The organism is Bradyrhizobium sp. th-b2, assembly GCF_000426785.1.
Taxonomy (GTDB): domain Bacteria; phylum Pseudomonadota; class Alphaproteobacteria; order Rhizobiales; family Xanthobacteraceae; genus Bradyrhizobium; species Bradyrhizobium septentrionale.
Map to the genome: position 1 here is coordinate 1 of NZ_AUGA01000191.1, position 3,091 is coordinate 3,091.

Consider the following 3,091-nt stretch of genomic DNA (forward strand, 5'->3'; position numbering starts at 1 on the left):
ATGTCGTCGAGGATCAGGAGGTCATAGCGATCGAGTTTGGCGATCGCGGACTCCAGCGCCAGCTCGCGCCGCGCGACCTGCAGCCGTTGCACCAGATCAGTGGTGCGCGCGAAGAGAACGCGCCAACCGTTCTCGACGAGAGCCAGGCCGATCGCCGTGCCGAGATGGGTCTTGCCGCCGCCCGGTGGACCGAACAAGAGCAAATTGGCGCCGGCCTTCAACCAGGCGTCGCCAGCGGCGAGCGCCATCGCCTGTGCCTTTGATAGCATCGGCACACTTTCGAAGTCGAAGGTGGCGAGCGTCTTGCCGGCGGGCAAACGCGCTTCCACCATGTGTCGCTCGATCCGACGGCGGGTGCGATCGGCCGCCTCGTGCTCGGCAAGGGCGGCGAGGAAGCGGGCGGCAGGCCACCCTTCCTTGTCCGACTATGCAGCGAGCTTCGGCCAGATCGCCTTGACGCCCGGCAGGCGGAGCTCATTGAGAAGCAGCTCGACACGGGCAGTATCGACGGAGGTAGCGATACCAGTCATGCAGCCTCTCCCAGGTTCGAGCGGCCTGACATGACGCTGACGCAGGCGAGTTCATCGTAGACGTCGAGCGGCGCCAGCTTGACGGCGACTCGCGGGATCGAGGCCGCCGGAAGCGGTCGCGCAGCGCGGCAAGATCGGGTAACTGTCCGGCGTCCAGATCCATCGCGATCACCTCGGCGAGTTCTGCTTCGCAGGCGCGCTCGTGAGCCAGCGCCAGAAGCTCGACCGTCACCTTGCAAGCGCGCCGGTCATCACTATGCTCCCGCAAGGTCTCGAACAGACGTTTGTAAGCTGCACGCGGGAAGAGTTGGTCGCGATAAACGAGATTGAGGAGCGCCATTGGCTTGCGCCGCAGGGCATGGATGACGTGCCGGTAATCCACAACATGACCGCCCTGGCGCTCGGACACAGGCCGACCGCGCCGCAGCGTCACGACCGGCGTGACACCAACGAAGCATTCGAGCCGGTCGTCGAAGATGCGCACACGCAGGCGATGGCCGATCAATCTTGAAGGCACGGTGTAGAACACGCGCCGCAGGATGAAGCCGCCTGACGACGTCACCGGGATCACTTTCTCCTCAAAGTCGGTCGTGCGGCCTTTTGGCAGCGGCGCCAAGGCCTCCTTCTCGAGCGCGATCGGCTTGGCGACGTTGGCGTTGCGCCGGCCGACAATCTCGTCGACAAAAGCACGGTAGGCATCGAGACTGGCGAAGTCGCGCGTCCCTCGCAGCAACAGCGCATCTTCCAGTGCCCGCTTGAGATGGCCGTGCGCGCTCTCGATCGAGCCGTTCTCATGTGCGATGCCCGCATTGTTGCGCGTTGGCGCCATGCCATAGTGGCCCATCAGCCCGGCGTAGCGCTGCGTCAGATCCTCCCGTGCGTCGGCGGCCAGATTGCGGAACGCTGCCGACAGGCTGTCGCTGCGATGCTCCCGCGGCACGCCGCCAAGCGCCCACAGCGCGTTCTGCAAGCCCTCCGCCAGGGCGACGAAGCTTTCGCCGCCGAGCACGACATGGGCATGCTCGAAGCCGGAGAACGCCAACCGGAAGTGATAGAGCCGGTGATCGAGCGGCTCACCCGCGATGGTAATACCGAGCGCGCTCACGTCGGTGAAGTCGGACAGACCCAGGCGACCGGGCTCGTGCTGCTGGCGGAAGATCACGTCTTGTTCTGGGCCGTTGAGCGCCCGCCAGGCGTTGATGCGCCGCTCCAGCGTGCGGCGGATGTTCGGGTTCAACTCGTGATGCCGTCGGCGCAGCTCGTCCAGCACGCCGATCACGCGGATGCCGGGCGCAGCCTTCAGGATCGGAACGATCTCGGCGTCCCAATAGGGCCCGAGCGGATCGGCCCGGCGCCGGCCCCTCGGCGTCTTCTTCTGTGATGGCGGGCGACAATCGCCCTCGATTCGATACGCGCTTGCCTTCGAGAACCCCGCCTTGGCCGCGGCGGCCTCGCGGGACAGTGTCAATCGGTAGGTCATGTACAGCCTCATCTGGTGGTCGGTGATGCGAAGGCCAGGCAAGGCATCGATTCCCTCTTGTCGAGACGAATCAACAGCTTGCACCAGCCGCACCCGGCCGCCAGACGGGTCCAAAAACGCGCGACGCCGATGGGGACGGTCCTCCGGTCGGGCTGCGCCCTCCCTTCGGTCCGTCCCCATCGGCGCAGTCTCACCTTGATTGTCGCTGGCGTCTCACCCTGATCGCCGCCGAGCACAGCGAGTTGGCTCGTTTCCAAAGATCGCGTCGCTCAGACACTCGCGGATTAGGCAGGCTGCGTAAATTGTCGGTCAGGCGATCTCGCGTCGCTATAGATCGGCTGTTAGCGCCTTTAAGAAAACTCGGAGAACCGCAGACATCGATAATCCTTTCGCAATGATGCCGCCGTTCGAGCACCGAGGATCAGCTGTCGTTTAGGGACTATAGTCCCTATAGACTATAGCCGTATGGTGCTCGATCCCGCAATGCAGGATTGGCGGGCGGTGGTAGGGAGGAACGTTCGGAAAATCCGCCAGCAGCGACGGATGACCCAAGAGAAGTTGGCATTTGAGGCTGAAATCGATTTGACTTACGTGGGCGGAATTGAGCGCGGCAAACGTAATCCGAGTTTGCTGGCCATGGCCCGTATCGCGGAAGCGCTCTCGGTACCTTTGGCAAAACTCGTCAGTGACTAGGTTGGCCGCGCTCCTGATGCTGCAGCTCAGTACTCTTCAGCCAACATGAGTGTGATCACGCGTTCCGTGACCGTTGGATCTGCTGGATTGGGCGAGTGTCCGGTCATCGAGAGATTGTAGTAATCGATCTTGAAAAAGACTCTGACACCGTCGAAGTCAAAGGCGCCAAAATCATGCTCACTGTGCGGGTCATTTTCGGTGCAAAAGTCGTCGAACACGGCGATGGTTTGGACCAGTCGAAGGACTGCTTCGGGCCCAAGAGAGGCAATCCCCACAGTCATCACGGCGCCGCCACCTAGAGCATTTTCCGACCGGAATGAATCGGGTGGGGATTCCCAAAACGGCGCGAGTCAGATTCAAGCTGCATGCTGGCGAGGGAGGCCAGCAT

2 protein-coding genes and 2 pseudogenes are annotated in these 3,091 nt (G+C 62.8%); 1 reads left to right on the forward strand and 3 read right to left on the reverse strand.

The genetic code is table 11. The annotated features are described in order from the left end of the window. Together K359_RS56455 and istA are read right to left on the reverse strand one after the other, a co-directional pair. A pseudogene (locus tag K359_RS56455) lies at positions 1 to 530 on the reverse strand (ATP-binding protein); the annotation flags it as partial. Beyond that, positions 527 to 2,022: pseudogene (istA, locus tag K359_RS56460) on the reverse strand (IS21 family transposase). The pseudogenes K359_RS56455 and istA, both read right to left, overlap by 4 nt. 453 nt (positions 2,023 to 2,475) lie before the next feature. On the opposite strand from istA, the gene K359_RS0147380 reads away from it, so the two are divergent. Next, on the forward strand, positions 2,476 to 2,703 hold the full coding sequence (locus K359_RS0147380) for a helix-turn-helix domain-containing protein (protein WP_029085190.1): 228 nt from the start codon (positions 2,476 to 2,478) through the stop codon (positions 2,701 to 2,703). Positions 2,704 to 2,729: 26 nt separating this feature from the next. On the opposite strand, the gene K359_RS56465 is transcribed toward K359_RS0147380, so the two are convergent. After that, positions 2,730 to 2,984, reverse strand: coding sequence for a DUF3768 domain-containing protein (locus tag K359_RS56465; RefSeq protein ID WP_084518859.1), 255 nt, complete (start codon positions 2,982 to 2,984; stop codon positions 2,730 to 2,732). Positions 2,985 to 3,091 lie beyond the last annotated feature (107 nt).

Excerpts from the sequence above, each read along its gene's own strand:
- K359_RS0147380 (WP_029085190.1), top strand. The coding sequence starts at position 2,476 with ATGGTGCTCGATCCCGCAATGCAGGATTGGCGGGCGGTGGTAGGGAGG.
- K359_RS56465 (WP_084518859.1), bottom strand. The coding sequence starts at position 2,984 with ATGACTGTGGGGATTGCCTCTCTTGGGCCCGAAGCAGTCCTTCGACTG.